This is a genomic window from Lysobacter sp. CCNWLW3 (genome assembly GCF_036697405.1).
In the GTDB taxonomy this organism is placed as follows: domain Bacteria; phylum Pseudomonadota; class Gammaproteobacteria; order Xanthomonadales; family Xanthomonadaceae; genus Lysobacter.
On sequence record NZ_JBAHWA010000006.1, the window covers coordinates 193,575 to 219,386 of the forward strand.

Genomic DNA, 25,812 nt, shown 5'->3' on the forward strand with positions numbered 1-25,812 from the left:
TTAACCCGCGGGCGGCTAGGGTGGTCGGCAGTTTCCGACGGGAGCGCGTCATGGCGATCTGCGACGTTTGCGGCAACGACTACGACAAGTCCTTCCGGGTCGACATGGCGGCCGGCCGCGGCGGCACCTTCGATTCCTTCGAATGCGCGATCTACGCGTTGGCGCCGCGCTGCGCGCATTGCCACTGCCCCATCATCGGCCACGGCGTGGAGAGCGGCAGCGCCTTCTATTGCTGCGCGCACTGCGCCAAGCACGCCGGCGTGAGCGGCGTCGCCGACCGCGCGCCCGCCTGACGCGCGCGTCCGCCGCATTCCGTCGGCGCGGCCCGCCCGGTAGTGGACGCGCCGCTTTGCCGTTACCATCGATCGCGGGCGCAGGGACTGCGCGGAGAGCGGCATGGACGGTCGGCAATCCAGGCAAGCAGGCAGGCCGGATGAGCCGGCGACGCCCGCGGCCGCGTTCGAACGCCAGGCCGCGCTGACGCCGACGCGTACCGCCCTGATCGCCGCCGCCAGGCGGATCGATTACCGCGAACTCGATGCGCGCGCCAACGATCTGGCGCGGCGGCTGCAGGTCTTGGGCGTGGGGCCGGAACAGCTGGTGGCGGTGTGGATGGAACGCTCGCTGGCGCTGCCGATCGCGCTGTTGGCGATCGCCAAGGCCGGCGGCGCCTATCTGCCTTTGTACGTCGGCGCCGCCCCGGAGCAGCAGCGGCGGATGCTGGCCGAGACCGGCGCGCGCATCGTGCTGCACGAGCCTGGCGCGGCGCCGCCCGTGTTCGCACAGGGCCTGGAGCGTCTCGCCGTCGATGCCGATGCGCCCTTGTCCGACGCCGTCGCTGCGCCGCGGCGCGAAGACGATCCCGCGCAGCTGGCCTATGTGATGTACACCTCCGGGTCGACCGGTCGGCCCAAGGGCATCTGCACCACGGCCGGCAACGTCGTCGCCTTCGCGCGTCACCGCCGCTGGCGCGAGGCCGCCGATGCGCGCGTGCTGCTGCATTCCTCGCCCGCGTTCGATGCGTCCACCTACGAACTGTGGACGCCGCTGCTCAACGGCGCGGCGGTGGTGGTGGCGCCGCCGGGCGCGCTGGACGCGAGCGCGCTGCGGCGTGCGATCGCCGAGCACGGCGTCACCGATCTGTGGCTGACCGCCGGCCTGTTCCACGCGCTGGCGGCCGAGGCCGCGTCCAGCCTGCGCGGGCTGCGCCAGGTGATCGCCGGCGGCGACGCGGTCGCCGCCGCCGCGGTGCGCCGGGTGCAGGTCAGCTGCCCGGGCCTGCGCGTGCTCAACGGCTACGGCCCCACCGAGACCACCGTCTTCGCGACCTTGTGCGAATTGCCTCGATTGCGCAGCGACGAGGACGAGGTGCCGATCGGCCTGCCGCTGGACGGCGGCTATGTGCGCGTGCTCGACGAGGCGCAGCGCGAGGTGGCGCCGGGCGTGGCCGGCGAACTGTGGATCGGCGGCGCCGGCGTCGCCCGCGGCTACCTGCGGCGTCCCGAACTGACCGCGCAGCGTTTCGTGGCCGCCCCCTACGGTGCGCCGGGCGAGCGGCTCTATCGCAGCGGCGACCGTGTGTTGCGGCGCGCCGACGGGGCTTTGTGCTTTCTCGGCCGCGCCGACCGCCAGATCAAGCTGCGCGGCTTCCGGGTCGAGCCGGGCGAGATCGAAGCGCGCCTGGCCCGGCTGCCGGGCGTGGCGCAGGCGGCGGTGCGCGCGGTCGCGGACCGCGCGGGCGGCAAGCGCCTGCTCGCCTACGTGGCGCGCGCCGATGCCCGCGACGACGATGCCGACTGGTTGCGCGCCACCGCCGCAGCGCTGGCGGCGCAGTTGCCCGACTACATGCATCCCGCCCAATGGCTGGTGCTGGCGCGGCTGCCGTTGACCGCGAACGGCAAGGTCGACGTCGCGGCATTGCCGCTGCCCGAGCCGGCCGTCGGCGCAGCCAGCGCGCCGGTATCGTGGCGGCCGCAGGAGAAAGTGCTGGCGGGGGTCTTCGCCGAGGTGCTGGGCCTGGACGCGGACGTGATCGGTCCGGACGACGATTTCATCGCTCTGGGCGGCGACAGCCTCAGTGCGGTGCGGGTGGCGGCCTTGGCCGCGCGCGAAGGCCTGGCGGTGTCGGCGCGTCAGGTGCTGGCGCACCGCAGCGCGGCGCGCCTGGGCGCGGCCGCGGACCAGGACGACGGCGATACGCCCATCCTGGCCGAGATTCCGCCGGCTCTGCTGGCGCCGGTCCTGAGCATCCGTGCGGGTGCGCGGCCGGCCTTGTTCTGCTTCCATCCGGGCAGCGGCCTGAGCTGGCCCTATCGGCGCATGGCGCGCTACCTCGGCGGCGACTATGCGATACACGGCCTGCAGGCGCGCAGCCTGCGCGAGGCCGGCTATCTGCCCGAATCGGTGGAAGCCATGGCGGCCGACTATGTGCGCCAGATGCGCGCGCTGCAGCCCGAAGGCCCGTATCGGCTGTTGGGCTGGTGCCTGGGAGGCGCCATCGCCAGCGCCGTCGCCGCCTGCCTGGAGGCGCAAGGCGAATGCGTATCGCTGCTGTGCGTGATCGACTTCTTCCCCGGACAGTTCGAAGCCGAATCGCAGCCGGCGCTGGTGCCGGAGCTGGAGACCGAAGACGAGGGCGCCGGGCCGGACGGGCACGACGAGGGCGACGGCGCCGCGCGCGCGCCGCCGCGGGTGATCGCCGAGATCGAAGAGGGCTATTACGACATCTCCCCCATCCTGTTCGACCCGGACACCGGCGCCAACACCTTCGCCATCGCCGACCGCTACCGGCCCGTGCCCTTGGATTGCGACCTGCTGCTGATCCGCGCCGCGCCGCCGCGCGGGCCGGCCCCGCATTCGCCGCAATATTGGGCGCCTTACGTGCGCGGCGCGCTGCAGGTGCACGACCTGCCTTGCGAGCACGCGCTGATGCTCAACCTGCGCTACGCCGAGCAACTGGCCCGTCTCGTGCAGGCGCGATTGGACCGGACCGAGCGCGTGGCGACGGCTTGAGCGCGACCCGCGGTTGACCTGGCCGCCGGTTCGGGGCATCAATCCCGATGGCGGCGCTCGCAGGCCATCCCGTCGTCCCATCTTCAGCGCAGGGGTAAACAGGTATGCAGAACAGCCAGTTGTTGCAGGTGCTGCTGCCGATCGCGATCGCGCTGATCATGGCCGGCATCGGCATGTCGCTGACGCCCGCGGATTTTCTGCGCATCGGCCAAAGCCCCAAGCCCGTGCTGGTCGGCGTGCTCGGCCACTATGTCTGGTTGCCCGCGTTGGGTTTCTTCATCGCCTGGGCGTTCGCGTTGCCGCCGGAATTCGCGGTCGGCCTGGTGCTGGTGGCCGCCTGTCCCAGCGGTTCCTCGTCGAACGCGCTCACTTATCTGGCGCGCGGCAACGTCGCCCTGGCGGTCAGCCTCACCGTGATCAGCGGCCTGGTCACTTTCCTGAGCGTGCCCTTGCTGGTCAACCTGGCCTTGCAGTGGTTCGCCGGCGAACGCGCGGACCTGCAGGTGCCGTTTCGCAGTACCGCGCTGCACCTGGCCGCGCTGGTACTGGTGCCGATCCTGGTCGGCATGGGCGTGCGCCGGTTCGTGCCGGCGTTCGCATTGCGGATCGAGAAATGGACCGGCGTTTTCGCCCTGCTGGTGCTGTTCGCGATCATCGTCGCGCTGATCGTCCAGCAATGGGACCGCTTGCCGACCCTGCTGCGCGGCGTCGGCTTGCCCGCCTTCGCGCTGGCCTGCGGCGCCACCGCCGGCGGCGTCGCCTTGGGCCGTCTGATGCGCTTGAGCCTGCCGGATGCGCTGACCATCGGCATCGAAGTCGGCGTGCAGAACGCCACCCTGGCCGCCTTGCTCGCCCTGAGCCTGATGAAGTCCGAGCAGATCGCGGTGCCGGCGTTGATGTACGGCCTGATGATGTACCTGCCCGCCGCCGCCGTGGTGATGTACGGGCGTTACGCCTCCCGTCGCGCGGCGAGCGCGGCAACGGCTTAGCGCAAAGCGCCGGCGCTGCGGCAGGCCGGTGTCCGCGCGTTACCAGCGGCACATCGCCAGGACGGCGGCGGCGCCTATGGTGGTGTTCCGTTCACCCGCAAGGAGCCTCCGCCATGCCTATCGATTCTATCGTTCGTGAATCGGGCGCATCGCGCGCGAGCTGGGCGATGCGCCTGCGCGGCCTGGCCTGGCTGGTCTGCGCCGCGGCGGCGCCGCTGCAGGCGCAGACGCCGGCGGCCGCGGATCCCTTCGCGGCCCTCGATCACGGCCTGCGCCCCAGCGTGATCGCCGCGGGCGAAGCGCCGCCGCGCTGGTCGTTGGCGCAACGCATGCGCCATTACAACGTGCCCGGAGTGGCGATCGCGCTGATCCGCAACGGCGAGGTCGTGCGCGCCACCGGCTACGGCCTGCGCGAGGCCGGCACCCAGGACAAGGTGGACGGCGACACCCTGTTCTCGGTGGGATCGATCAGCAAGGTGGCGACCGCGGCCACCGGCCTGCGCCTGGTCGCGCAGGGCCGGCTGGATCTGGATCGCGACGTAGGCGACTACCTCAAGCGCTGGAAGCTGCCGGCCTCCGCCGAGCCGCCGCAGCCGCGCGTGAATCTGCGCATGCTGATGTCGCACACCTCCGGCCTGGGCGTGCACGGCTTCGCCGACTACCAGCCGCAGGAACCGCTGCCGACCCTGGTGCAGGTGCTCGAGGGACAGGCGCCTGCCAAGGGCGAGCCGGTCCGGTTCAAGCATGTGCCGGGCTCGGTCGTGGACTACTCCGGCGGCGGCGTCACCGTGGAACAACTGGTGCTCGAAGACGTGAGCGGCCAATCGCTGCAGGCGCTGGCACGCGAACAGGTGTTCGCGCCGCTGGGCATGCGCCGCAGCACCTTCGAAAGTCCGCTCTCGCCGGCGCACGGCAATATCGCCAAGGCGCACGACAGCGACGGCGACCCGGTGGCGCTGCCGCGCGGCTGGGAAAGCTTCGGCGAGGGCGGCGCGTCCGGGCTGTGGACCAGCGCCAACGACCTGGGCCGCCTGGTCGGCGGCTTGATCAAGAGCTACCAGGGCCGCGGCGACTTCCTGCCGCAGGCGCTGGCCACCGCGATGATGACCGAGGTCTCGCCCAGCGTGTTCGGCCTCGGCCCGCGCCTGGGAGGTTCGGGCCCGGACCGCTACTTCTTCCACATGGGCGCCAACGAAAGCTACCTGGCGCTCATGGAAGGCTATCCGGAAACCGGCGACGGCTACGTGGTCCTGACTAACGCCAGCAACGGCGGCGCGCTGATCGACGAAATCCGCAACGCCCTGGCCGATGCGATCGCACCGGGCGCGCATCCGTCGGTGCAGGCGGTGGCGCCGCGGCTGCCGCCGTCTTCCGACTTCATCGGCGCGTACCGCCTCGACACCCAGGTGCCGATGGACCTGCGTCGCGCCACCGCCGACAATTTCGACTACGGCGCCCTGCGCGTGAACGTCGCCGGCGACGCCGTCCAACTGCTGTTGCCGGGACGCGAGCAGCAGCCGGTGGCGCTGCATTCGCTGGGACCCGCGCGCTACGTCTACGGCGGCATCTACACCATCGTGTTCGATTTCCGCCGCGACGCCTGGGGCAAGGTGCGCGGACTGACGGTGGCGATCCCCGAGGCCGATTCGGTGACCTACTACCTGAAGGAATGACCGCCGTATTCGGGCGCGCTGGCCGGCCACCGCCAGACGGGCTTCATCACGGCTAGGCGGGCGCTGTCGGACAATCGCGTCGCAGCGCGAAACGCGATGGCGCCGCTGGGCCAATGGCCGCGGTCGCGAAGCCCGCGCGCATAGCGCCGTCGCAACCGCGCGTCCCGACTGGTGCTATCCATCGATTCCGCGCGAACGGCAAACGCAGGAGGTGCGCTGATGAGCCTGCACGGCAGCGTTGGACGGACGGCGGCGGCGATCCTGGCCTTGACCGCCTGCTGCGCATCCGCATTCGCGGGCGGTCCCTCCGCCGCGCGCATCCAGCGCGCAGCGGACGGATCCGCGCGCGAGCTCAAGCCCTGCGAACTGCCCGGCCTCGCCGAGCGCGCCTATTGCGGCCAACTCGACGTGCCCGAACACGCGGGCCGCCCGCGCGGCCGCCGGCTGACCCTGCATTTCGCCGTGCTCCCGGCCACGCAGGGCGCGGCGACGAGCGATCCCATCGTCCCGCTGATGGGCGGTCCTGGCGAGGACGCCATCAGCGCGGCGGCGGTGTACGCGCAGCGGCTCCCCGGGCTGCGCCGCCATCGCGACATCCTGTTGCTGGACCAGCGCGGCACCGGCCGCTCCGGCGCCCTGCGCTGCGACCTGCACGCCGGCGCCGATACCGCGACCCGCCTGCACCATCTGTTTCCGCCCGAGGCGGCGCAGCGTTGCGCGCGCGAGCTGCGCGCGCGCGCGGACTTGAGCCAGTACACCTACGAAAACGTCGCCCACGATCTCGAACGCGTGCGGCGCGCGCTGGGCTACGGCCCCCTCAACCTCAGTGCCGGTTCCTACGGCACGCGGGCGGCGCAGGTGTTCATGCGCCTGTATCCCGACAGCGTGCGTACCGCCTACCTGGGCAGCGTGGTGCCGCTGGACGTGGCCACGCCCATGACCATGGCCAAGACCGCGCAGGACCAGCTCGAGCGCATGCTGCGTTCCTGCGAGGCCGACGCGGACTGCCGCGCGGCGTTTCCTCGGCTGCGCGAGGAGTTCGGCGCGATCGCGGCGCGCCTGGCCCGGGGCGAAGCGAAGCTGGCGCCGCCGGGCAGCGATGCCGCGATACGCCTGTCGCAGGGCCGGGTCGCCGAATGGTTCCGTTCGCGCCTCTATCGCCCCGCCACCGCCGCGGAACTGCCCTGGCTGATCCACCAGGCCCATGCGGGCAACTGGACTCCCATCGTCGACGGCATCTTGGACAATGCGCGCGACATGCCATCGGCGCTGAGCGTGGGCTTGTTCCTGACCGTGACCTGCCGCGAAGACGTGGCCTTCATCGACGAACGCGACATCGCCGCGCAGACCCAAGGCACCTTCCTGGGCGATTACCGGGTGCGAGAGCAGATGGCCGCCTGCGCGCATTGGCCGAAGCCCGCCTTGCCCGCGCAATACCGCCGACCGCCGCGCTCGCAGCGGCCCGTCCTGTTCGTCTCCGGCGACAGCGACGGCGCATCGCCGCTGTGGTTCACGCAGCGGGTCGCGCAGGCGTTTGCGGATCGCGTCGAGATCGTCGCGCGCAATCAGGGCCACACCGAATGGAGCGGCTGCATCGCCCGGCGCTACGAGCGCTTCGTACGCGAGGGCTCGACGCGAGGCATCGAATCGAGCGCCTGCGAGGACGTTCCGCGGCCGCCGTTTCGCTTGCGTTGACGCGCAAGTGGCGGATCGCCCGGCCGCAGCACCCGATGCGCGGCTGTGCCGGGCCCCGCGTCGGGCGCATCGCCGATGGGGCTATTTCTCGGCCGTGGGGGCCACGATCAGATCGCCGTTTCGATCGCCGGCCCGCACCGACCAGCCCGGCTTGAGATCCAGCCGCCAACCCTCGCCCTTGAGCGCGGTACGGTCCATGCCGGACGCGGACACCGTCGCCTGCGTGGCGGTGAGCAGCGCGCCGCCGCTTTCGACTTCCAGCGCGCCCCATTCGCCGGTCAATCGCATCGTCGGATAGACCATGCCCAACTCGTCCAGCGGCACCAGGGTTTGCGGGTTGAACTGCCGGTTGCTCTTCTTGAGCGGAACGATCAGCACCGGGCCGTCGACCAGGCGCGCCTTCCAGTCCGCGGCCTGTCGGCGCTGCTGGCGGTCGCGCGATTCTTCCGACGCCCGCAGCGTCCCGTCGTCGTACTGTGCGGCGCGCGTCTTGAGGGTGCCAAGGTCCGAATCGGGCAATCGCATCGCCAAGCTCAGCAGCTGGTCCAGGCGCTGCCCGGAGCCCAGCTTGCCGCGCCAGGCCGGGTCGGTCTCGTCCAGCAACAGGCCCAGGGCGGGGCCGGTGGCGTAGGCGAAGGAGCGCACGAAACTCGGCGCCTGCGCGAACGCGGACAGGTCGTATTGCGCGTAGGCGATGCGCGCCTGCGGATCGCTCAACCCCAGGCGCACGCCGGTGTACTCGGGCACGCCTTCGTTGATTTCGAGCAGGCCTTCCTCCAGCGCCGCCTGCGGGAACAGGCGATGGCGCTCGCGACGGAACAGCAGCGCGTCGGCCACGGCCGCCCGGCGCTCGGCCGGCGTCGGTGCGCCGACCGCCTTGGCCAGGGCGCGCCACTCCAGCTGCAGCAGGTAGCGGCCTTCGAGCGTGTCCAGGTGGCGGTTCCCGACTTCGTTGCGGCTGAGCCCCAAGCCCGGCTGGATGCGATGGAACAGTTCGTGCGCGATCAGCACATGGCGCTTGCCGTCCTCGGTCGGCAGGGGCCACAGCAACTGCGTCCAGCGCACGCCCGCCCATTCGGTGGGGGTGTTGGCGATGATCACACTGTCGGGCAGCGTGCCCGTGTAGACCTTGCCGGTGGCGACCAACTGACCCTGCGCATCGGCGGCGTTGGCCACCACCGATCGGTCGGTGTAATCGACCAGCAGGATCGGGCCGCACAAGGAAGCCCCCCAGAGCTGGCCGCCGTCGCGGTCGCATAGGGCCTGGGCTTCGGCGAAGACGCGCGCGGCTTCGGCCGGGTCCGCGGCCGCGCCGGCCGGTGCGGGAACCAGCAAGGCGCCCACGGCGATGGCCAGGGCAAGACGGGTGATGCCGGCGAGCAGGTCCATGCGGTCTCTCTACGATGGTTGTCGTATTTATCTACGACGCGCATCGTATAACAGGGTTGCGGCGAGTGCTAGCCGCGCGCATTCCAGCGGATCCGGCCATTGGGGAACACCCGCAAGGACACGGCGGGGCGCCGGTTCGAGCCCAGCAGGACCACGGTGTCGCCGTGCTGGATGATGCGTTCGGCCGGCACCGAGTGCTGCTCGATGGAGGCCTGGACGACCCGCCCCTGGCGGATGCGCAAGGCGAAGCGGCCGGCCGGATCGCGCGCATTGACGACCACCGTGGGCCCGAAACCGCTGGCGATATATAGCTCGCGCATGCGCGCGGCGTGGAGCCCCGGCTCGGCGAGTCCCGCCGCGACGCCGCATACGGCCAGCACGCCGGCCGCGACGGCGGCGCGCCGCAACCGGGAGGCCGGTGCCGCGGCGGGCGCCAGCAGGCGATGCAGGCGTTCGCTCAAGGCGGCGCCGCCGGAAGACGCCATCGCGACCGTCCGCCGGCCGGATCCCTCGGCCAGGCGCAACAGCGCCTGCGCCAGCCTGCCCGGCGCGGCGCCGTGGCCGACGGCCGCGGCGTCGCAAACGGCTTCGCGCTCGAAGGCGAGGCCGCGGTACAGCGCCCAGGCCGCGGGATGGAACCAGACCAGCGTCAGGCCCAGCCGTTGCAGCAGATTCCAGGCGAAATCGCGCCGGCGCGCATGCGCCAACTCGTGCAGCAGCACCGCCTCACGCTCGGCCTCGGCCAGGCCGGTCGCGAAATCCGCCGGCACCATCAGCAGCGCGCGGCGCAGGCCGACGACCTGCGGGCCGGCGACCCGCGCGATGCGGACTTCGATACCGGCAGCCATGCCGCAGCGCCTGCGCAGGCGATCGACGGCGGCGACCAGGGCCGCCGGCGGCGCGCCCAGGGACAGCGCCGCCAGGCGCCTGAGTTCGCCGACCAGCTTGGCGAGGTGCAGGGCGACGCCGAGCAGCCAGCACGCCGCAAGCGCGGCCAGCAGATTCAGGTAGGTCGCATCGTGCGCCAGCGGCGCGAGCTCTACGGCCGGCTTCTCGCGCGAGATCTCGCCGCCCATGGTGGCGAACAGCAGATGGAAGCCGGCGATCGTCAGCAAGGGCAGGGCCGCCAGCAGCGCGTAGTGGGCGCTGGCGATGCGATAGCGCAGGCCGGGCCTGGAGACCGGCAGGATCCGGCTCAGCAAACGCCACGACAACCACAGCAGGCATCCCTGCAGCAGCGTCCCGCCCAAAGCGAACGCCAGCAGCTCCAAGACGTAGGCCAGCGTCGCGGGTGTCATGGTCGATCGGCCGCGGTTTAGTCGGAGCCGGCTTCTAGCCGCTTGATGACAGCTTTGAGTTCCGCCAATTCCTGTCGGTCGATCGGGCGCGCATCCAACGCCTGCATGGCCAGCGCCAGCGACGACCCGGAGAACGCGCTGTCCATCCAGCCGCGCACCAGACGGTTGAGGGTGGGGCGTTCGGAGACCGAGGCCTTGTACACGTGCTGGCGCGCATCGGTGCTGCGCGAGACCAGGCCCTTGGCCAGCATGTTCTGCAGGATCTTCAGGGCGCTGGTGTAGCCGGTGTCCGTGCCCGCGTAGACCGCCTCGTGCACCTGCTTCACCGTTGCCGGCCCGTCCCGCCACAGGATGCGCAGGATGGCGAGTTCGGCGGCGGTCGGCGGCGATTTCTTCACCGCCTCAGGATGCGACGGATGCGGTCGCAAGACAAGGCGCATACTCGTGCCGAGACGGACGCCGCGGCGTCTGGGATGCGGCGACGGCCGCGGCCAGGATCGACTCACGATGGACGACACGGCAGTGCTGGTGGGCGAGGCCTTTTCTCCGTGGACCCTCAAGGCGCGATGGGCGCTGGACCACTGCGGCGTCGGCTACCGCTATCGCGAATACACTCCAGGCATCAGCGAGCCCTGGCTGCGCTGGCGCCTGGGCCAATGGCGGCGGCCGGTGTCGGTGCCGGTGCTGCTGACGCGCGAGCGCGCGATCCAGGGCTCATGGAAGATCGCCGAACACGCGGCGCGGTGCGCGGGCGACGCGCGTCTGGGCGAGTTCGCCGATATCCAAGCATGGGACGACATCAGCGAGCGCGGTCTGGCCGCCGCCAGGACGCGCGTGGTCCGCGCCGTGCTCGCCGACGGGCGCGCCCTGGACGAGTCGGTGCCGTTCCTGCCGGCCCGCGGCCGCTTCCTGCTGCGGCCGGTCGCGCGGCGGGTGGCGCGACGCCTGGACCGCAAGTACGCGCACCTGGCCTTTCGCGACGCGCACCGCGACGCCTTGCTCGAGCTGCGCCAGGGCCTGGCGCGCTCGGGCACGGGCTACGTGCTCAAGCGCTTCGGCTACGCGGACATCACCCTGTCGGTGCTATTGGAAGCAGTGGTGCCGACCTCCGGCCCCGAAGCCCTGGGCCCCGCGCAGCGCGCGTGCTGGCACGACGCGGCGCTGGCCCGGGAATTCCGCGATCTGCTCGACTGGCGGGCCGGCTTGCATCGCATGCATGGCGTGCACGCATCGCGATCCGAGGCGTCGGGCTGAATCATCGCCGCGCCCGAACCAGGAGGACTTCATGAAACGCACATGGACGATCATCGGCGTCGCCGACGTGGCTTCCAGTTTCCGCTGGTACCAATCCCTGCTGGGGCTGCCGGCGACGGCGCCCGCGCACAGCTATTTCGGCCAGATCCTCGACAGCGACGGCACGGTGCTGCTGTGCCTGCACGCCTGGGGCTCGCACGAGCATCCCAGCCTGACCAGCCCCGAGCAGGCCACGCCGGGCAACGGTCTGCTGCTGTTCTTTCGCGTCGACGATTTCGCTCAGGCGCTGCTGCGCGCACGGGCACTGGTGCCGACACTGGCGGAGGAACCGAACGTGAATCCGAACACCGGCACCGAAGAGTTCGCCCTGCGCGATCCCGACGGCTACTACGTCATGGTCAGCGCGCTCTAGCGCTCTACGGTCGGCGAGCGCGGCATTCGATCCGCGCTGCACTTCCGGCTTGCGTTCGACTTCGAGCTTATGCGCAGGCGAGCGCGCCGCCCCGGCTCACTCCAAAGGCGCGGACAGCGCATCGCGCAAGCGCTGCACCTGCCGATTCAGCGCGCCCAACTCCTGCGCGCTCATGCCCGAGCGCTGGCCCAGGGTCTCGGCCAGGCATCGGGTCTTGGCGCGCAGTTCGCGGCCGGCCGCGGTCAGGCGCACGTGCACCTGGCGCTCGTCCTGCGCGCTGCGTTGCCGCTCCACCAGGCCGGCCAGCTCCAAGCGCTTGACCAGCGGCGTGATGGTGCTCGGCTCCAGCGCCAGGCGCGTGCCGATCGCGCCGACGGTGAGCCCGTCGCTCTCCCACAGCGCGCTCAGGACCAGGTACTGCGGGTAGGTCAGCCCCAGCGCATCCAGCAGCGGCTTGTAGGCGCGGTTGATCGCGATGCCGGCGCCGTACAGGGCGAAGCAGAGCTGTTCGTCGAGCGGGAAGGGGGCCTTGCTGGCCATGGCGATGTCCTCGATGCCTGTTTGGTCAATGACTTAGCGCGAATAATATTATCACGATAAAAAATATCTTGACATGCAGTTGGCGGGGTGTAGTCTAATTCTTATCGCGATAAATGATATCGCGATATTCATACCTCAAGCCCCCAGGAGTAGACCCCATGAACACCTCGCGTCCCCGCGTTTCGTCCGCCCTGCTCGCCCTGGCCCTGTCTGCGGCCCTCTCCACCGCCTCGGCGGCCGAGCCGGCCGCCGTCGCCGAACCGGCCCCGGCCACCACTGTGGTGCTGGTGCACGGCGCCTTCGCCGACGGCTCGTCCTGGAACAAGGTGATCCCGCTGCTGCAGGCCAAGGGCCTCAAGGCCGTCGCGGTGCAGAACCCGCTGAGTTCGCTGGAAGACGACGTCGCCGCGACCAACCGCGTCATCGACGCGCAGACCGGTCCGGTCGTGCTGGTCGGCCATTCCTGGGCCGGCACCGTGATCACCCAGGCCGGCGGCCACGACAAGGTCAAGTCGCTGGTCTACGTCGCCTCGTTCGCGCCCTCGCTGGGCGAGACCTCGGTCGACGGCACCCAGGCCTTCCCGGCCAGCCCCGGCCTGGCCCGTGTCATCCAGGACGCCGACGGCTACCTGACGCTGCCGGCGGATGCGGTGGCCAAGGATTTCGCCCAGGACGTCAGCGCCCAGGAAGCCAACCTGATCGCGGCCACCCAAGGCCCGGTGCGCGCCGCCAACTTCGCTCAGAAGGTGACCGTCGCCGCCTGGACCGCGAAGCCCTCCTGGTACATCGTCGCCGCCCAGGACCGCATGATCGACCCGGGCGCGCAGCGCGCGCTGGCCAAGAAGCTCAAGGCCAAGACCACGGTGCTGCCGACCAGCCATGTGCCGATGGCCTCGGATCCGGAAGCGGTGGCGGACGTGATCGCGGACGCGGCGCGCGCGGCCAAGTAAGCGGTAGCGCGCAACACACAGATGTGGCGATCGCCGGGAGTCCGTCTCTTCGAGATGGGCTCCCGGCGAATCGTTATGGGCGCGCGTGATGCGTAGCGACCGGCGCAGTCTCCAACGGCGAATGCCTGTTCCCGGGCCGAAGCGAACATAATGCGAGAGCCCTCGCATCCCGTCCTGCAATGATCGCCTCAACCCTGGTTCGCTCGCTCGAAATCGACGCAGCCTCGCATCCCCGAGGCCAGCCGCACATCAGCTCCGCCAGCGGCCTGGCGATCGCCGGCGACTGGTTCTACATCGTCGCCGACGACGAGAATCACCTGATCGCATTGCCGAGCGCCGACGTGGAGTCCGGGGCCTTGCGGATGCTGCCCCTGCTGGCGGCGCGGCTGCCGACGGATCCGGCGGAGCGAAAGCGCCGGAAGCGGGATCTGGAGGCGCTGTTCCAGGTGCCGGGAGACCAAGGCCGCCCACCGATGCTGATCGCCTGGGGCTCCGGCTCGCGCGCGCAGCGCGACTTCGCCTATGTCCTCGATCTAGGCGCGAACGGTGGCCTTGGCGGCGCCGCGCGAGCGGTGTCCCTGACGCGTCTGCACGAGGCGCTGCGCGGCCATGTCGCAGAGTTGAACATCGAGGCCGGGCTGGTGCAGGGCGGTGGCTTGTACTTGTTCAGCCGGGCCAACCGGAGCGCGCCGGTGAACGGATGCTTTCGCCTCGACCTGGCCCCGGCGATCGATTTCCTGCTGGCCGACGAGGGCGAGGCGGAGGTGCCGCCGGTCCGTTTCACCGAACTCGACCTGGGCCGAATGGGCGACGTGCCTATCGGCATCACCGATGCGACTCCCCTCGCGGAAGGCGGCTGGCTGCTCAGCGCCGTGGCGGAAAATACCTCGAACGCCTACGACGACGGCCGATGCGCCGGGGCCGTGCTGGTCGCCTGCGACCCCGACGGGGAAGTGACCTGGACGGGCCGACTCGATGGCGGCTTCAAAGTCGAAGGCCTCGCTTTCGATCAGCGAGGCACGCTCTGGCTGACGACCGATGCCGACGACCCCGGTGTGGCGTCGGGGCTGCGCCGTCTGCGATGGCCTCCGCTCGGGTATCGCCCGCAGGCGCGATAGCGGTCGTTCGACGAACGCTCAACGCTGCCGTGCCGTGCCGTGCTGCGCGTTCCGATTTTTCGCAGCGAGCGCGATCGCTGCGCGCGGGGTGAAATCGGTGGCTGCCGGTTCGGTCACGCTCCACGCAATCGCACCAGGTCCGGGCCCTGCGCCGCTTCACGCCGGAGCGCCTGGTCGACCGCATGCTGCGCAAGGTCGACGAGTTCCGTCGACCGAGCGGACGAGCTTCGCAGCAAACCCGGCTATTCCGGCAGATTCGAACGGATCAGCTCCGCGGTCGCGGTAAGTTGCCTGGCCGGCACTCGAACCCGCTGCCGCCGCTGCGCATCTCCGCCTGGATCGTGCGAGGTGCCCTTTTGGCGTCCGGCGCCATCGAACGCGGCCAGTTGCGGCGGCCCTATGCCCCAATCGCTGCCCTTCTGCCGGGGCACGACGTGGAAATGGAAGTGCGGCGTTTCCTGCCCGCTGTAGACCCCGTTGTTCTGAAACGTGAGTATTCCCAGGGGCCGATACGCCCCGACCAGCGCCTGCGCGACCCGCTTGGCCGAGGCCATGACGGCTCCGCATTCGTGTTCGGAAAGATCCAGCAGCGTCGCCACATGCCGGCGCGTGATCACGCAGCACTGGCCGAGTTCGAATTGCCAGGGATTGACCACGGTGAGCGTGTGTTCGCTTTCCTCCACCACCGCCCACCGTTCTTCGCGCCCGGCCATTCCCTCGCAAAGGTCGCAAGGATCTCTTATGGGAAGTTCGATCAATGGCCTTCTCCGATTCGGTCGGCGGCTCGGCGCAGGGACGATTGTAGTGTCCGCTGCGGGTCGAGCGCCGCAGATTCGCCGGGTCCGATAGCGTCCGGGAGCGGACTAGCGACTTGAACGCTCGTTCGGGTACCGTCCGGAACGCGCCGGCAACATCGGCGCAAGGTTTGCCTGTTGCCGTTCAAGGCCATCGGCAAGCGGGCGGCGCACAGGATTCGCCATGCCTGCCGTCGCCGGTATTGGGCCGCGTATCATCGACTTCAGGCAGACCGACGCGTACACGAGCGCCCAATGGAATCGATAGTGGCGACAGTGAGATCCGAGATATTCGGAAGCAAGAACCACTGGGGCCTCGGCCCCGCCGACGATGCCCGCGGACGCTTCGCGATAGCCACCGAATGCGACGTGCGGCTGGAGATCCAGGGCACCAGGAAGCAGGGTTACAACCTCGTCATGGCGCCCGAAGGTTTTTTCACCGCCGACTGCTGGTTCAAGACCAAGCAGGAGGCCCTGGAGTGCGCGCAGGAGTTGTTCGGCGTGGCTGCCGACCACTGGGCGCCGAATCCGGCGAACGCTCCGGCCTAGGCATTCCTCCGACATCCGGGGGCCGTGCGTCGCTTCATGCGCTAGCGCTGGGTCGGCTGTGCGGGTTCGACGAGTTCCGCTGATGGACGCACGGTCCCGGCCGGTGGCGGGCCAGGCGCGCAGGTCTGCCGTGGCGTGGTGGATGAAAAACCCGGCACCGCCGCCTTTCGCGCCAGCGGCGAGGCCGCCCCAGTTGCACTAAGATGGTGCAATGCCCCCCGATTCCGCCCCCGCGCCGGCCCTGGACAGCCTCACCACGCCGCTGGCCTGGAGCGATGCCGGCGGGGCGATCCTGGGCTGCAATGCGGCGTTCTCGCGCTGGCTCGGGGTCAGCGCGCGGCGCCTGCCGGGCTGGCCGTTGGCCGGCCTGGACGCGGGCGACGGGCGCCTGGTCGCGGCCCTGGCACGCACCACGATGGACGAGTCGCTGCGCCTGCGCCGCACGCGCCTGCGCTACGCCGACGGCGAGGAGCGCTTCGCCGATCTGTGGCTGAGCCGGCTCGACGACGGCGGTTGGCTGCTGGAGGCGCATCCGGTCGACGAGTTCCCCGGCGACGATCCGGCGCTGTTGCTGCCGTCGGCGCTGTCGGCCTCGTTGAAGGGCCTGGCGCACGAGTTGCGCAATCCGCTTGCGGGCGTGAAGGGCGCGGCGCAGTTGCTGGCGCGGCGGCTCGATCACGGCAACGCCGGCAACGGCGATTCGCGCGAGCTGGTCGGGCTGATCGGCAGCGAGGTCGATCGCCTGACCGCCTTGCTCGATCAGCTGCTGACGCCGGCGCCGCCGCGCGCGCATGCGGCGCTGAACATCCATGCCGTGCTCGAACGCGTGCTGCGCCTGGCCGAAAGCGAGGCCGGTTGGGCGGTGCGGCTGGTGCGCGACTACGACCCCAGCCTGCCCGAGTTCGCCGGCGACGCCGACCGCCTGATGCAGGCAGTGTGGAACCTGGTGCGCAACGCGATCGAGGCCGGCGCCACCCAGGTGACCCTGCGCACGCGCGCCGAGCACAGCGTGCGCATCGCCGATGTCGCCCACGCGATCGCGCTGCGCCTGGAGATCGCCGACGACGGCCGCGGCGTGCCGGAAGAGTTGGCCGAGCAGCTGTTCCTGCCGCTGGTGTCCGGCCGCGCCGAAGGCAGCGGCCTGGGCCTGGCGCTGGCGCAGCAGGTCGCGCGTGAGCATCGCGGTTCGCTGGCCTACCGTTCGCGACCGGGCCATACCGTGTTCACCCTGCTGTTGCCGATGCCGATCGAACCGGAGACCCCGTCCGCATGAACGCCACCTCCGTGCCGGCCCGGGTCTGGGTGGTCGACGACGACCGCAGCGTGCGTTTCGTGCTGGCCACCGCGCTGCGCGAGGCCGGATACGTGGTCGACGGTTTCGAGAACGCGCAGGACGTGCTGGACGCGCTGGCCCTGCGCGGCGCGCCCGAGCTGTTGTTCACCGACGTGCGCATGCCCGGCGACGACGGCCTGGTCCTGCTCGACAAGCTCAAGGCCGCCGCGCCGCGCTTGCCGGTGATCGTGATGAGCGCCTACACCGACGTGGCCAGCACCGCCGGTGCGTTCCGCGGCGGCGCCCACGAGTTCCTGTCCAAGCCCTTCGATCTCGACGACGCGGTCGCGCTGGCCGCGCGCGCGCTCGGCGGCGAGGGCGGCGCGCCCGCGCCGGCCGAGGCCGCCGCCGATACGGCCGCGGCCGATGCGCTGGTCGGCGACACGCCGGCCATGCGCACCCTGTTCCGCGCGATCGGCCGGCTCGCGCAGGCGCCGCTGTCGGTGCTGATCACCGGCGAAACCGGCACCGGCAAGGAACTGGTCGCGCGCGCGCTGCACCGCGAATCGCCGCGCGCGGCGCGGCCGTTCGTGGCGCTCAACACCGCGGCGATTCCGGCCGAGCTGCTGGAAAGCGAGCTGTTCGGCCACGAGGCCGGCGCCTTCACCGGCGCCCAGCGCCGCCACATCGGCCGTTTCGAGCAGGCCGACGGCGGCAGCCTGTTTCTGGACGAGATCGGCGACATGCCGCTGCCGCTGCAGACGCGCTTGCTGCGCGTGCTGGCCGAGGGCGAGTTCTTTCGCGTCGGCGGGCGCGAGCTGATCCGGGTCGACGTGCGCGTGATCGCCGCCACCCATCAGGACCTGGAGGCGCTGGTCGGCGAGGGCCGCTTCCGCGCCGATCTGCTGCACCGCCTGGACGTGGTGCGCCTGCGCCTGCCGCCGCTGCGCGAGCGCCGCGCCGACATCGCCCAGCTCGCCGAGCGCTTCCTGGCCGCGGCCGCGGCCAAGTTCGCGGCCGCGCCCAAACGTTTGTCGAAGGCGGCGCTGGAACGCCTGCAGGCGCACGACTGGCCCGGCAACGTGCGCGAACTGGAGAACGTGTGCTGGCGCCTGGCCGCGCTGGCGCCCGGCGACAGCATCACCCGCGCCGATCTGGACGAGGTGCTGTCCAGCAGCGCCGGCGCGCGCGGCGACGACGACTGGGACGCGCGCCTGGCCGCCTGGGCGCGCGCGCAACTGGCCGAAGGCGCGCAGGACATCCATGCGCATGCGCGCGAACGCTTCGACCGCGCGCTGCTGGAAGCCGCGCTGGAGCACACCGGCGGGCGCCGCACCGAAGCCGCCGCGCGTTTGGGCCTGGGTCGCAACACGCTTACCCGCAAGCTCGGTTCCGGCCGCAAGCGCAGTTAGTTTCACCGTCGCTGAACCGGCTTCGCGCTAGCGTGCCGACGTCGCCGTCCCTATTCGCTTTCCTACGCTCGCACCGCACACAGGAGCCGTCATGAACACCGCCGCCCGCACCGCCCTGATCGCCGTCACCGCCGTGGTCCTGACCGCCTGCGGCTCGGCGCCGAAGAAGGCCGCGCCGCCGCCGGCGCCCAAGCCGGTGTCCACCGCGCAGTCCGGTCAGGCCATCCTGGCCTCGGCCTCGGGCAGCCTGGTCAGCGGCAAGCTGCGGATCGTGCCGACCGCCGACGGCGTGCGCCTCACCGGTGTGATCGGCGGCTTCGCGCCGGGCAGCGTGCACGCGATCCATATCCACGAGAAAGGCGATTGCAGTACGGTCGACGCCAGCAGCGCCGGCGGCCACTTCAATCCGGGCATGAGCGCGCACGGCAAGGTCGACAGCGGCAGCCACCACGGCGGCGACATGGACAACCTGGTCGCCGATGCCGAGGGCGTGGCCAAGGTCGATGTGCATGCGCGCGCCGTGACCCTGGGCGGCGGCGCCGGCAACGACGTCGCCGGCCGCGCGGTGGTGGTGCACGCGGCGCCCGACGACTACGTGAGCCAGCCGGCCGGCAACGCCGGCGCGCGCGTGGCCTGCGGCGTGATTTCGGTGTCGCACTGAAATCGACCGGGCTCCGCGGCGGCGCGCGGCTCGCGCGCGCCACCGCGGCGCATCGTGCAGCGGCTCGTCGACGCCGCGACGCCACGCGCAAGCGCCGGCCGCGACTATCCTGTTCCTTCTCTACGAGCCGACCCGTCCCATGACCCGCCTGCGTATCCGCGATGCCGAGCCCGCCGACCGCGACCTGATCGCCGACTGGATGATCGCGATGGCCTGGGAAACCGAGCACAAGCGGCTCGACCCCGACACCGTGCACGCCGGCGTCCAGGCCGGCCTGGCCGACCCGGCCAAGGCGCGCTACTTCGTGGCCATGCGCGAAGTCGAAGTGGCCGGCCGCGAAACCATCGCGGCCGCCGCCGGCACCCTGATGTTTACCCACGAGTGGAGCGACTGGCGCAACGGCGACTGGTGGTGGATCCAGAGCGTGTACGTGGCCCCCGAACACCGCCGCCAGGGCGTCTACCAGGCCATGCACCAGCACGTCGCCGCCTTGGCGCGGGCGACGCCGGACGTGATCGGCTTGCGGCTGTACGTGGAGCGCGCCAACACCGCCGCGCAAAGCACCTACCGCGCGCTGGCCATGGACGACGCGGGTTACGCGATCTTCGAAACCGAGTTCGACCGCAGTTGAGCCCGCATCGGCGCGCGCCTCACAGCTGATCGCGCGCCTGGGCCCCGTCCTCGCAATGCACGAAGGTCACCGGCACGCCGTGCGCGCCCAGCACCGCGGCGATCTGGCGCAGGCGCGCCTCGAAGTGCTGGTAGCGGCGATTGAGCTGGGCGCGGCAGTCCTCGCTGTCGCAGGGCGTCCCGGGCGCGTAGCGCGCATGCCAGGCCGGCGGCGAGAACAGGGCGATGCGGGCTTCGCCGTCGGCGTAATGGATCAGCGGCTCCGGCGGCGCGTCCAGCCATTCCTCGCCGTCGGGCTGCAGCAGCGCGGTTTCCAGGATCGGCCACAGCGGCGCCAGGCCGGCGTGCTCGTACTGCATGGCCATCATCGCGGCCAGGTCGTGCACGGTCAGGTAGCGCGCGTGTTCGACCTGCAGGCCGAACGCCTCCTGCGCGGCCAGGGCGGTGTCGGCGCCGGCCATGCCGCGTTCGAGCAGGGTGCTTTCGAAGGCGTCGCCCACGCGCGCGGCGACGTCGGGGTCGCCTCCGAGCAGGAACGGCACCAGCCGCAGAGGGCCGCCGGCGAAGTCGGGCGAGGGCGGCAGGGTGCCGGGCAGGCGCTCCTCGTGGGCGCCGAAGGCGACGATCCGGCCTTCGAATTCGCGCCGGCCGGGCGCGCGCGCGGCCAGCTGGTCGAGCTCGTGGTGCAGCGGCCAGCCCGGGCGCAGCACCTCGACCGGGTCGTAATGGGCGCCGACCACCACCAGTTCCAGCGCCGCGGCCTGGGGCGCGAAGCCGGCCAGATCGCGCGCGATCAGGTCCGCCAGCGGCCCGACCTGGGCCTGGGGCAGGGCGTTGCGGGCCACGGCGGCGTCGCCGCGCAGTTCCAGCGCGAGCGCCCCGAGCACGTGCAGCGGGGCGGGAGGCGCGGGGCGGTGGCTGGCGTCTGAGGTCATCGTCGGGCTTGGATACGCTGGCGTTTGGTTGCGCGCGGAGGCGGCGCTACACTGCGCCATTATGCCCGCGATGATGTTGCGGGCCGGTCTTCGCGCCGCACCCGCCTTTCCCGCTGTCCCGCCAACCCGAGGTATCCCGATGCGTCCTGTCCGTCCCGTCGCCGTGCTCGGTGGCGTTCGCATTCCGTTCTGCCGCCAGAACACCGCCTACGCGGACGTCGGCAACCTCGGCATGTCGGTACGGACGCTCGGCGCCCTGGTCGAGAAGTTCGGCCTGCACGGCCAGCAGCTGGGCGAGGTCGCGATGGGCGCGGTGATCAAGCACAGCAGCGACTGGAACCTGGGCCGCGAGGCCGCGCTGTCCTCGGGGCTGTCGCCGCTGACGCCGGGCATCACCCTGCAGCGCGCCTGCGGCACCTCGCTGGATTCGATCATCACGGTCGGCAACAAGATCGCCACCGGCCAGATCGAGGTCGGCATCGGCGGCGGTTCCGACACCACCTCCGACGTGCCGATCGTGTACGGCAAGCGCCTGCGCCGCCGTCTGCTCGAGGCCGCGCGCGCCAAGACCACCAAGGACAAGCTGGCCGCGTTCAAGGGCTTCCACCTGCGCGAACTCAAGCCCGAGTTCCCGGGCGTGGCCGAGCCGCGCACCGGCAAGAGCATGGGCGACCACTGCGAGGACATGGCCAAGGAGTGGAACATCGCGCGCGACTCGCAGGACGAGTGGGCGCTGTCCTCGCACCAGAAGCTGGCCGCCGCCTACGAGCGCGGCTTCTTCGAGGATCTGGTGGTCAGCTTCCGCGGGGTCTCGCGCGACAACAACCTGCGCGCCGACAGCAGCCTGGAAAAACTGGCGACGCTGAAGCCGGCCTTCGACAAGGTTTCCGGCCGCGGCACCCTGACCGCGGCCAACTCCACGCCGCTCACCGACGGCGCGGCGGCCTGCCTGCTGGCCTCGGAGGAATGGGCGCGCGCGCATAACCACGAAGTGCTGTGCTATCTGCGCGATTCGCAGGTGGCGGCGGTCGACTTCGTGCACGGCGAGGGCCTGCTGATGGCCCCGACCGTGGCCGTGCCGGAGATGCTCAAGCGCAACGGCCTGAGCCTGCAGGATTTCGATTTCTACGAGATCCACGAAGCTTTCGCCGCGCAGGTACTGTGCACGCTGCGCGCCTGGGAGAGCGAGGACTACTGCAAGAACCGCCTGGGCCTGGACGCGCCGCTGGGCCGCATCGATCCGGCCAAGATCAACCCCAACGGTTCTTCGCTGGCGGCCGGCCATCCCTTCGCCGCCACCGGCGCGCGCATCGTCGCCACCGCCGCCAAGGAACTCAAGCAGCGCGGCGGCGGCCGCTGCCTGGTCTCGATCTGCACCGCCGGCGGCATGGGCGTGGTGGCGATCCTCGAGCGCTGAGGCTCGCCGATAACGCGCCTGCTTCCTGTGGGAGCGGGGGGGGGGGGGGGGGGGGGGGGGGGGGCCCCCGGGGGCCGCCCCGCCCCCCACGGGGGGTGGGGGCGGGGGGGCCCCCGCCGCGGGGTGGGGGGGGGGGGGGGGGGGCCGGGCCCCCCCCCCCCCCCGCCCCCCCCCCCCCCCCCGCTCCCACATTGGTTTGGCGCATCGTGCGCGCACGATCGGAAGATTCCCGTGCCGTCATGAACCTCGAAGCGATCCAGGCCGACATCGTCACCCTGGACGTCGACGCCATCGTCAACGCCGCCAACAGCTCGCTGCTGGGCGGCGGCGGCGTCGACGGCGCGATCCACCGCGCCGCCGGTCCCGAGCTGGTGGCCGAATGCCGCCTGCTCGGCGGTTGCCGCCCGGGCGAGGCCAAGCTCACGCGCGGCCACCGCTTGCCGGCGCGCTACGTGATCCACACCGTCGGCCCGGTCTGGCGCGGCGGCGGCCGCGGCGAGGCCGAGACCCTGGCCGCCTGCTACCGCAACGCGCTGGCGCTGGCGCAGGCGCGCGCACTGGAATCGATCGCGTTTCCCTCGATCAGCACCGGCATCTACGGCTATCCGATCGAGGCTGCGGCGCGGATCGCGGTCGCCGCCGTGGCCGAGTCGCTGGCCGCGCAGGCGCGCCCGCCGCGCGCGATCTTCTGCTGCTATTCGGCCGGCGACCTGGCGGTGTATCGCGATTTGCTCGCGCGGCGCTAGGCAAGCGCGGGCGCGGCCTCGTATCCTCGCCACGGGCGCGCCGCGCCGCCATGGGGATGGCGCGCGCAGGCGGGGCGCCCAACGGCGCGGGCCCGCGGGGCGGCGCCGATATCGTCGCAACAGGGGAACCGATGACCGCGTTCAATCCGTATCAGGCGCCGAAAGCGCCGCTGTATGTCGCGCCGACCCGGGTCGAGCTGGACGGCGATTGCTGGCGGGAAGGTTCGGTGCTGGTGGTGCGCGCGGAGTGCAAGCTGCCGCCGCGCTGCATCAAGTGCAATGCGCCGGCGATCGAGCCGATCAAGCACCGTCGCTACTACTGGCATTCGCCGGCCTGGTACCTGCTGATCCTGTTGAACATCCTGATCTACGCGCTGGTCGCGGCGATGGTGCGCAAGCACACGCGCGTGAGCGCCGGCCTGTGCGCGCGCCATCGGCGCCGGCGCCGGATCGGCCTGGGCATCGCCCTGGCCAGCGTGCCGGTGGGCGTGTCCCTGATGTTCATGGGCGTGGACATGGAGCGCGGCTGGGTGATCCTGGCCGGCGCGCTGAGCTTGCTGGCTCTGCTGATCGGCGGCATGAGCGTGTCGCGGATCCTGACGGCCAGCCACATCGGCCCGGTCTATACCCGCTTCAAAGGCTGCGGCCGGGATTTCCTGGCCAGCCTGCCGACCTACGTCGGCGGCCGCTGACTCGGGCGCGCTGCGGGCCCGGCCGCGCGCGCCGATCGCGGCGCGCGACCAGGGTGCAACCCACTCAGCCGCGCAGGCGCGGCATGCCGTGCTCGTCGCGTTCCTCGACCACGGCCTCGTCGAAAATCTTCTGCCGCAGGTCGCGGCCCGGCAATTCGCTGGCGGCCTCGCCGCGCGCGGCGCGCAGGGCGTTGGCGTAGCTCAGGCTCGCGCGGGCATCGTCGCCGGCGGCGGCGAAACCGTGGCCCAGTTCTTCCCAGGCCTCGCTGTTGGCGCCCTGGGCCAGGGCGCGGTGCAGATAGGCCTCGGCCTGCGGCCACTGGCCTTGGGCACGGGCCAGGCGCGCCAGGGTCACCAGCAGCGCTGGGCTGGCCGGGTGCGCGGGCAGCCAGCGCTCGGCGTTGCCGCGGCGCGCGTCGAGGCGGCCGATCGGCAGGCGGCCGTAGAGGGCGGCCAGGGATTCGTCCCAACGCGTGTCCAGCGCCTGTTCCAGGCTCTTGGCCGCGGCTTCTTCCCAGCGCAGCGCGGCGGCGCGTTCGGCGTAGGCGGCGACCGCGGCGGGTTCGCTCTTGAGCGGCTTGGGCAACGCCTCCCAGCGGTCGGCCAGGACGTTGGCGTCGGCGGCTTCGCGCAGCGAGGCTTCGGCCCATTGCGCTTCCAACCGGGCCAGGCGCTCGGCCGGCACGGCATGCTGTTGGCGCAGCGGGCCGAGCAGCCCGTAGGCCTCGCCGGCGCGGCCCAGCGCGGCCAGCGCGCGTGCGCGCAGCAGCAGCCCGCGCGGCGGCAGCGGCTGCGCGGCGGGTGCGTCGAGTGCGGCCAGGGCCTCGTCGGCGCGATCCTCGGCCAGGGCCAGTTCGGCCGCGGCCAGCGCGCGTGCGGTCGGTTGGCCGCTGTTGCCCAGACTGTCCAGATGCTGCGCGCTGGCGGCGGCATCGCCGCGAGCGGCCGCGGCCTGGGCGGCGCCGACGTGGGCGATCGCGGCGACGTCGTCGCTGCGCGCGGCCAGGGCCAGCGACTTCTCGGCGCGCGACCAATGGCCCTGATGCAGGGCGTCGAGGCCGTCGATCAGGCGCGCGCGCGCCTGCTTCTTGCGGTGCCGGCGCACCGCCGCGAACGGCAGCGACAGCACCTTCCAGGCCAGCCACAGGCCGATCAGGCTCGCGCCCGCGATCAGGATCGCCTTGGGTACGTTGGTGGTGTAGTCGTTGCCGCCGTAGCGCACCAGCACATAGCCCGGGTCCTGCACCAGCAGCTGCGCGACCAGGGCGCCGGCCAGGGCCAGCACGATCCAGAACAGCAGGTTGCGGAATAGATTCACCCGATCTCCTCAGCGCGTGGTGCGCAACTGGCGCAGTTGCTGCAGTGTGCTGCCCAGCGTGGGAACCGTCAGTGAAAGCGGCAGTGCGGCCAGCGATTTGAGGGTGTCGCGCTGGCGCGTGCGCGCGGCCGAGGCCGGCGCCAGGCGCTGCAGCCAGCCGTCGGCGCGGGTCAGCGCGTTGCGGTAGCCGGCGTCGTCGCGGCGTTCGGCGGCGGCGCGCGCCAGCGAAATCTCCAACTGCAGGCCGGCCAGCGCGATCGCGCGATCGGCCGGGCGCAGCGCGACCGCGCCGTCGCTGGGCTGGACGTCGATGATGTTGCCGAACGCGCGCTGCCACCACGGCGCGCGCGGCGCGGCGTCCTGGGCGTCGCGCACCGGCGCCAGGCTCAGGCCGCGCGAGAACGCGTCCAGCTGCGCCATCGCGCTTACGCGCGGATCGATGCCCAGCGCGTCCAGGGCGGCGCGTTCCTGCATCAGGGTCTGGCGCAGGCTGAGGTAGGCCGGGTCGTCTACGCCGTCGAGCACGCCGCCGGCCAGCGCATAGGCGCGGCGCGCGCCGGCCAGGTCGCCGGCGATCTGCAGGCGCTGCTGGCCCAGGCTCAGCAACAGCTCGGTCTCGTCCAGGCGCATGGCCTGGGCGCCGTGGCGGTCCGGGTCGGCGAGTTTGGACACGCTGTCTTCGATCAGGCTCGCGCGCGTGCCGATGCCGTGCAGTTCGTCGCGCAGCACGCGGTTGGTCGCGTCGGCCTGTTGCAGGCGGCGGTTCTGCGAGCGCTGATCGTTGCGCAGGGCGTTGATGCGCTCGTCCAGCGCGTCCAGACGCAGGTCGGCGTCGGCGACCGCGGCGCGGTCGCGCGCTTCGGCCATCTGCCAATGCTTCCAGCCATACCAGCCGCCGCCGGCGAGCAGGGCCAGCAGCAACAACCAGAGCCAGGCGGAGGAGGAACGGCGAGGGGCGGGAGCGGGCGAGGACACGTCGGGGGCGGGCCGGGTAGTGGGGGAGGCCGGGGCGGAGGATTCGGGGGAGGCGCTCATGACACCGCCATGCTACCGGA

At 71.6% G+C, this 25,812-nt stretch carries 25 protein-coding genes; 17 read left to right on the plus strand and 8 right to left on the minus strand.

The window, feature by feature from the left end:
- Positions 1-50 precede the first annotated feature (50 nt).
- From V1318_RS12475 to V1318_RS12495, 5 genes are all read left to right on the plus strand, one after another.
- Positions 51-293, plus strand: coding sequence for a hypothetical protein (locus V1318_RS12475; RefSeq protein WP_332940003.1), 243 nt, complete (start codon positions 51-53; stop codon positions 291-293).
- A gap of 103 nt (positions 294-396) precedes the next feature.
- The gene (locus V1318_RS12480) at positions 397-3,012 is read left to right on the plus strand and encodes a non-ribosomal peptide synthetase (protein ID WP_332940004.1); all 2,616 of its coding nucleotides are present in this window, start codon (positions 397-399) and stop codon (positions 3,010-3,012) included.
- A gap of 104 nt (positions 3,013-3,116) precedes the next feature.
- Positions 3,117-4,001 carry a bile acid:sodium symporter family protein gene (locus tag V1318_RS12485; protein ID WP_332940005.1) on the plus strand — a complete coding sequence of 295 codons (885 nt, stop codon included), beginning with the start codon at positions 3,117-3,119 and terminating at the stop codon, positions 3,999-4,001.
- Between the two features lie 113 nt (positions 4,002-4,114).
- Positions 4,115-5,674, plus strand: a complete 1,560-nt coding sequence (locus tag V1318_RS12490) for a serine hydrolase domain-containing protein (protein WP_332940006.1) — start codon at positions 4,115-4,117, stop codon at positions 5,672-5,674.
- Between the two features lie 219 nt (positions 5,675-5,893).
- Positions 5,894-7,369 (plus strand): alpha/beta fold hydrolase, encoded by a 1,476-nt coding sequence (locus tag V1318_RS12495; protein ID WP_332940007.1) that lies wholly within the window; start codon positions 5,894-5,896, stop codon positions 7,367-7,369.
- Between the two features lie 81 nt (positions 7,370-7,450).
- On the opposite strand, the gene V1318_RS12500 is transcribed toward V1318_RS12495, so the two are convergent.
- The 3 genes from V1318_RS12500 to V1318_RS12510 form a co-directional block, all read right to left on the minus strand.
- A complete protein-coding gene (locus V1318_RS12500; RefSeq protein ID WP_332940008.1) occupies positions 7,451-8,758 on the minus strand; it encodes a hypothetical protein in 1,308 nt (435 codons plus the stop codon).
- A 68-nt stretch (positions 8,759-8,826) separates the two neighbouring features.
- The gene (locus V1318_RS12505; protein WP_332940009.1) at positions 8,827-10,056 is read right to left on the minus strand and encodes a M56 family metallopeptidase; all 1,230 of its coding nucleotides are present in this window, start codon (positions 10,054-10,056) and stop codon (positions 8,827-8,829) included.
- A 17-nt stretch (positions 10,057-10,073) separates the two neighbouring features.
- Entirely contained in the window at positions 10,074-10,454 is a 381-nt protein-coding gene (locus V1318_RS12510) for a BlaI/MecI/CopY family transcriptional regulator (RefSeq protein ID WP_332940010.1), read from the minus strand.
- A gap of 109 nt (positions 10,455-10,563) precedes the next feature.
- Here V1318_RS12510 and V1318_RS12515 point away from each other — a divergent pair, with 109 nt between their 5' ends.
- Entirely contained in the window at positions 10,564-11,310 is a 747-nt protein-coding gene (locus V1318_RS12515) for a glutathione S-transferase N-terminal domain-containing protein (RefSeq protein WP_332940011.1), read from the plus strand.
- A 31-nt stretch (positions 11,311-11,341) separates the two neighbouring features.
- Positions 11,342-11,722, plus strand: coding sequence for a VOC family protein (locus tag V1318_RS12520; protein ID WP_332940012.1), 381 nt, complete (start codon positions 11,342-11,344; stop codon positions 11,720-11,722).
- Positions 11,723-11,818: 96 nt separating this feature from the next.
- Here the strand turns inward: V1318_RS12520 and V1318_RS12525 are convergent, their stop codons facing one another.
- Entirely contained in the window at positions 11,819-12,262 is a 444-nt protein-coding gene (locus tag V1318_RS12525; RefSeq protein ID WP_332940013.1) for a MarR family transcriptional regulator, read from the minus strand.
- 158 nt (positions 12,263-12,420) lie between these two features.
- Between V1318_RS12525 and V1318_RS12530 the strand changes: the two genes are divergently transcribed.
- Positions 12,421-13,212, plus strand: coding sequence for an alpha/beta hydrolase (locus tag V1318_RS12530; RefSeq protein ID WP_332940014.1), 792 nt, complete (start codon positions 12,421-12,423; stop codon positions 13,210-13,212).
- A 179-nt stretch (positions 13,213-13,391) separates the two neighbouring features.
- Positions 13,392-14,330, plus strand: a complete 939-nt coding sequence (locus V1318_RS12535) for a hypothetical protein (RefSeq protein WP_332940015.1) — start codon at positions 13,392-13,394, stop codon at positions 14,328-14,330.
- 242 nt (positions 14,331-14,572) lie between these two features.
- On the opposite strand, the gene V1318_RS12540 is transcribed toward V1318_RS12535, so the two are convergent.
- The gene (locus tag V1318_RS12540; RefSeq protein ID WP_332940016.1) at positions 14,573-15,088 is read right to left on the minus strand and encodes an HIT family protein; all 516 of its coding nucleotides are present in this window, start codon (positions 15,086-15,088) and stop codon (positions 14,573-14,575) included.
- A gap of 291 nt (positions 15,089-15,379) precedes the next feature.
- Here V1318_RS12540 and V1318_RS12545 point away from each other — a divergent pair, with 291 nt between their 5' ends.
- The 5 genes from V1318_RS12545 (at position 15,380) to V1318_RS12565 (ending at position 19,650) form a co-directional block, all read left to right on the plus strand.
- On the plus strand, positions 15,380-15,673 hold the full coding sequence (locus tag V1318_RS12545) for a hypothetical protein (protein ID WP_332940017.1): 294 nt from the start codon (positions 15,380-15,382) through the stop codon (positions 15,671-15,673).
- Between the two features lie 211 nt (positions 15,674-15,884).
- Entirely contained in the window at positions 15,885-16,946 is a 1,062-nt protein-coding gene (locus tag V1318_RS12550; protein ID WP_332940018.1) for an ATP-binding protein, read from the plus strand.
- Complete coding sequence (ntrC, locus tag V1318_RS12555) at positions 16,943-18,358, plus strand: nitrogen regulation protein NR(I) (protein ID WP_332940019.1); 1,416 nt, start codon at positions 16,943-16,945, stop codon at positions 18,356-18,358. The genes V1318_RS12550 and ntrC overlap by 4 nt, the downstream gene beginning before the upstream one ends.
- A gap of 91 nt (positions 18,359-18,449) precedes the next feature.
- A complete protein-coding gene (locus tag V1318_RS12560; protein ID WP_332940020.1) occupies positions 18,450-19,019 on the plus strand; it encodes a superoxide dismutase family protein in 570 nt (189 codons plus the stop codon).
- Positions 19,020-19,158: 139 nt separating this feature from the next.
- Positions 19,159-19,650 carry a GNAT family N-acetyltransferase gene (locus V1318_RS12565; protein ID WP_332940021.1) on the plus strand — a complete coding sequence of 164 codons (492 nt, stop codon included), beginning with the start codon at positions 19,159-19,161 and terminating at the stop codon, positions 19,648-19,650.
- Positions 19,651-19,669: 19 nt separating this feature from the next.
- Here the strand turns inward: V1318_RS12565 and V1318_RS12570 are convergent, their stop codons facing one another.
- Positions 19,670-20,584, minus strand: a complete 915-nt coding sequence (locus V1318_RS12570) for a hypothetical protein (RefSeq protein ID WP_332940022.1) — start codon at positions 20,582-20,584, stop codon at positions 19,670-19,672.
- Positions 20,585-20,723: 139 nt separating this feature from the next.
- Between V1318_RS12570 and V1318_RS12575 the strand changes: the two genes are divergently transcribed.
- The 3 genes from V1318_RS12575 to V1318_RS12585 all read left to right on the plus strand — a co-directional run bounded on the left by V1318_RS12575 (position 20,724) and on the right by V1318_RS12585 (position 23,439).
- Positions 20,724-22,001 carry an acetyl-CoA C-acetyltransferase gene (locus V1318_RS12575; RefSeq protein ID WP_332940023.1) on the plus strand — a complete coding sequence of 426 codons (1,278 nt, stop codon included), beginning with the start codon at positions 20,724-20,726 and terminating at the stop codon, positions 21,999-22,001.
- A 239-nt stretch (positions 22,002-22,240) separates the two neighbouring features.
- Positions 22,241-22,747, plus strand: a complete 507-nt coding sequence (locus tag V1318_RS12580; RefSeq protein ID WP_332940024.1) for an O-acetyl-ADP-ribose deacetylase — start codon at positions 22,241-22,243, stop codon at positions 22,745-22,747.
- Between the two features lie 131 nt (positions 22,748-22,878).
- Positions 22,879-23,439, plus strand: a complete 561-nt coding sequence (locus tag V1318_RS12585; RefSeq protein ID WP_332940025.1) for a hypothetical protein — start codon at positions 22,879-22,881, stop codon at positions 23,437-23,439.
- Positions 23,440-23,503: 64 nt separating this feature from the next.
- On the opposite strand, the gene V1318_RS12590 is transcribed toward V1318_RS12585, so the two are convergent.
- Together V1318_RS12590 and V1318_RS12595 are read right to left on the minus strand one after the other, a co-directional pair.
- A complete protein-coding gene (locus V1318_RS12590) occupies positions 23,504-24,757 on the minus strand; it encodes a heme biosynthesis HemY N-terminal domain-containing protein (RefSeq protein ID WP_332940026.1) in 1,254 nt (417 codons plus the stop codon).
- A 9-nt stretch (positions 24,758-24,766) separates the two neighbouring features.
- Positions 24,767-25,792 (minus strand): hypothetical protein, encoded by a 1,026-nt coding sequence (locus V1318_RS12595; RefSeq protein ID WP_332940027.1) that lies wholly within the window; start codon positions 25,790-25,792, stop codon positions 24,767-24,769.
- Positions 25,793-25,812: the final 20 nt, after the last annotated feature.

Excerpts from the sequence above, each read along its gene's own strand:
- V1318_RS12475 (WP_332940003.1), top strand. The coding sequence starts at position 51 with ATGGCGATCTGCGACGTTTGCGGCAACGACTACGACAAGTCCTTCCGG.
- V1318_RS12480 (WP_332940004.1), top strand. The coding sequence starts at position 397 with ATGGACGGTCGGCAATCCAGGCAAGCAGGCAGGCCGGATGAGCCGGCG.
- V1318_RS12485 (WP_332940005.1), top strand. The coding sequence starts at position 3,117 with ATGCAGAACAGCCAGTTGTTGCAGGTGCTGCTGCCGATCGCGATCGCG.
- V1318_RS12490 (WP_332940006.1), top strand. The coding sequence starts at position 4,115 with ATGCCTATCGATTCTATCGTTCGTGAATCGGGCGCATCGCGCGCGAGC.
- V1318_RS12495 (WP_332940007.1), top strand. The coding sequence starts at position 5,894 with ATGAGCCTGCACGGCAGCGTTGGACGGACGGCGGCGGCGATCCTGGCC.
- V1318_RS12500 (WP_332940008.1), bottom strand. The coding sequence starts at position 8,758 with ATGGACCTGCTCGCCGGCATCACCCGTCTTGCCCTGGCCATCGCCGTG.
- V1318_RS12505 (WP_332940009.1), bottom strand. The coding sequence starts at position 10,056 with ATGACACCCGCGACGCTGGCCTACGTCTTGGAGCTGCTGGCGTTCGCT.
- V1318_RS12515 (WP_332940011.1), top strand. The coding sequence starts at position 10,564 with ATGGACGACACGGCAGTGCTGGTGGGCGAGGCCTTTTCTCCGTGGACC.
- V1318_RS12520 (WP_332940012.1), top strand. The coding sequence starts at position 11,342 with ATGAAACGCACATGGACGATCATCGGCGTCGCCGACGTGGCTTCCAGT.
- V1318_RS12525 (WP_332940013.1), bottom strand. The coding sequence starts at position 12,262 with ATGGCCAGCAAGGCCCCCTTCCCGCTCGACGAACAGCTCTGCTTCGCC.
- V1318_RS12530 (WP_332940014.1), top strand. The coding sequence starts at position 12,421 with ATGAACACCTCGCGTCCCCGCGTTTCGTCCGCCCTGCTCGCCCTGGCC.
- V1318_RS12535 (WP_332940015.1), top strand. The coding sequence starts at position 13,392 with ATGATCGCCTCAACCCTGGTTCGCTCGCTCGAAATCGACGCAGCCTCG.
- V1318_RS12545 (WP_332940017.1), top strand. The coding sequence starts at position 15,380 with ATGGAATCGATAGTGGCGACAGTGAGATCCGAGATATTCGGAAGCAAG.
- V1318_RS12550 (WP_332940018.1), top strand. The coding sequence starts at position 15,885 with ATGCCCCCCGATTCCGCCCCCGCGCCGGCCCTGGACAGCCTCACCACG.
- ntrC (WP_332940019.1), top strand. The coding sequence starts at position 16,943 with ATGAACGCCACCTCCGTGCCGGCCCGGGTCTGGGTGGTCGACGACGAC.
- V1318_RS12560 (WP_332940020.1), top strand. The coding sequence starts at position 18,450 with ATGAACACCGCCGCCCGCACCGCCCTGATCGCCGTCACCGCCGTGGTC.
- V1318_RS12565 (WP_332940021.1), top strand. The coding sequence starts at position 19,159 with ATGACCCGCCTGCGTATCCGCGATGCCGAGCCCGCCGACCGCGACCTG.
- V1318_RS12570 (WP_332940022.1), bottom strand. The coding sequence starts at position 20,584 with ATGACCTCAGACGCCAGCCACCGCCCCGCGCCTCCCGCCCCGCTGCAC.
- V1318_RS12575 (WP_332940023.1), top strand. The coding sequence starts at position 20,724 with ATGCGTCCTGTCCGTCCCGTCGCCGTGCTCGGTGGCGTTCGCATTCCG.
- V1318_RS12580 (WP_332940024.1), top strand. The coding sequence starts at position 22,241 with ATGAACCTCGAAGCGATCCAGGCCGACATCGTCACCCTGGACGTCGAC.
- V1318_RS12585 (WP_332940025.1), top strand. The coding sequence starts at position 22,879 with ATGACCGCGTTCAATCCGTATCAGGCGCCGAAAGCGCCGCTGTATGTC.
- V1318_RS12595 (WP_332940027.1), bottom strand. The coding sequence starts at position 25,792 with ATGAGCGCCTCCCCCGAATCCTCCGCCCCGGCCTCCCCCACTACCCGG.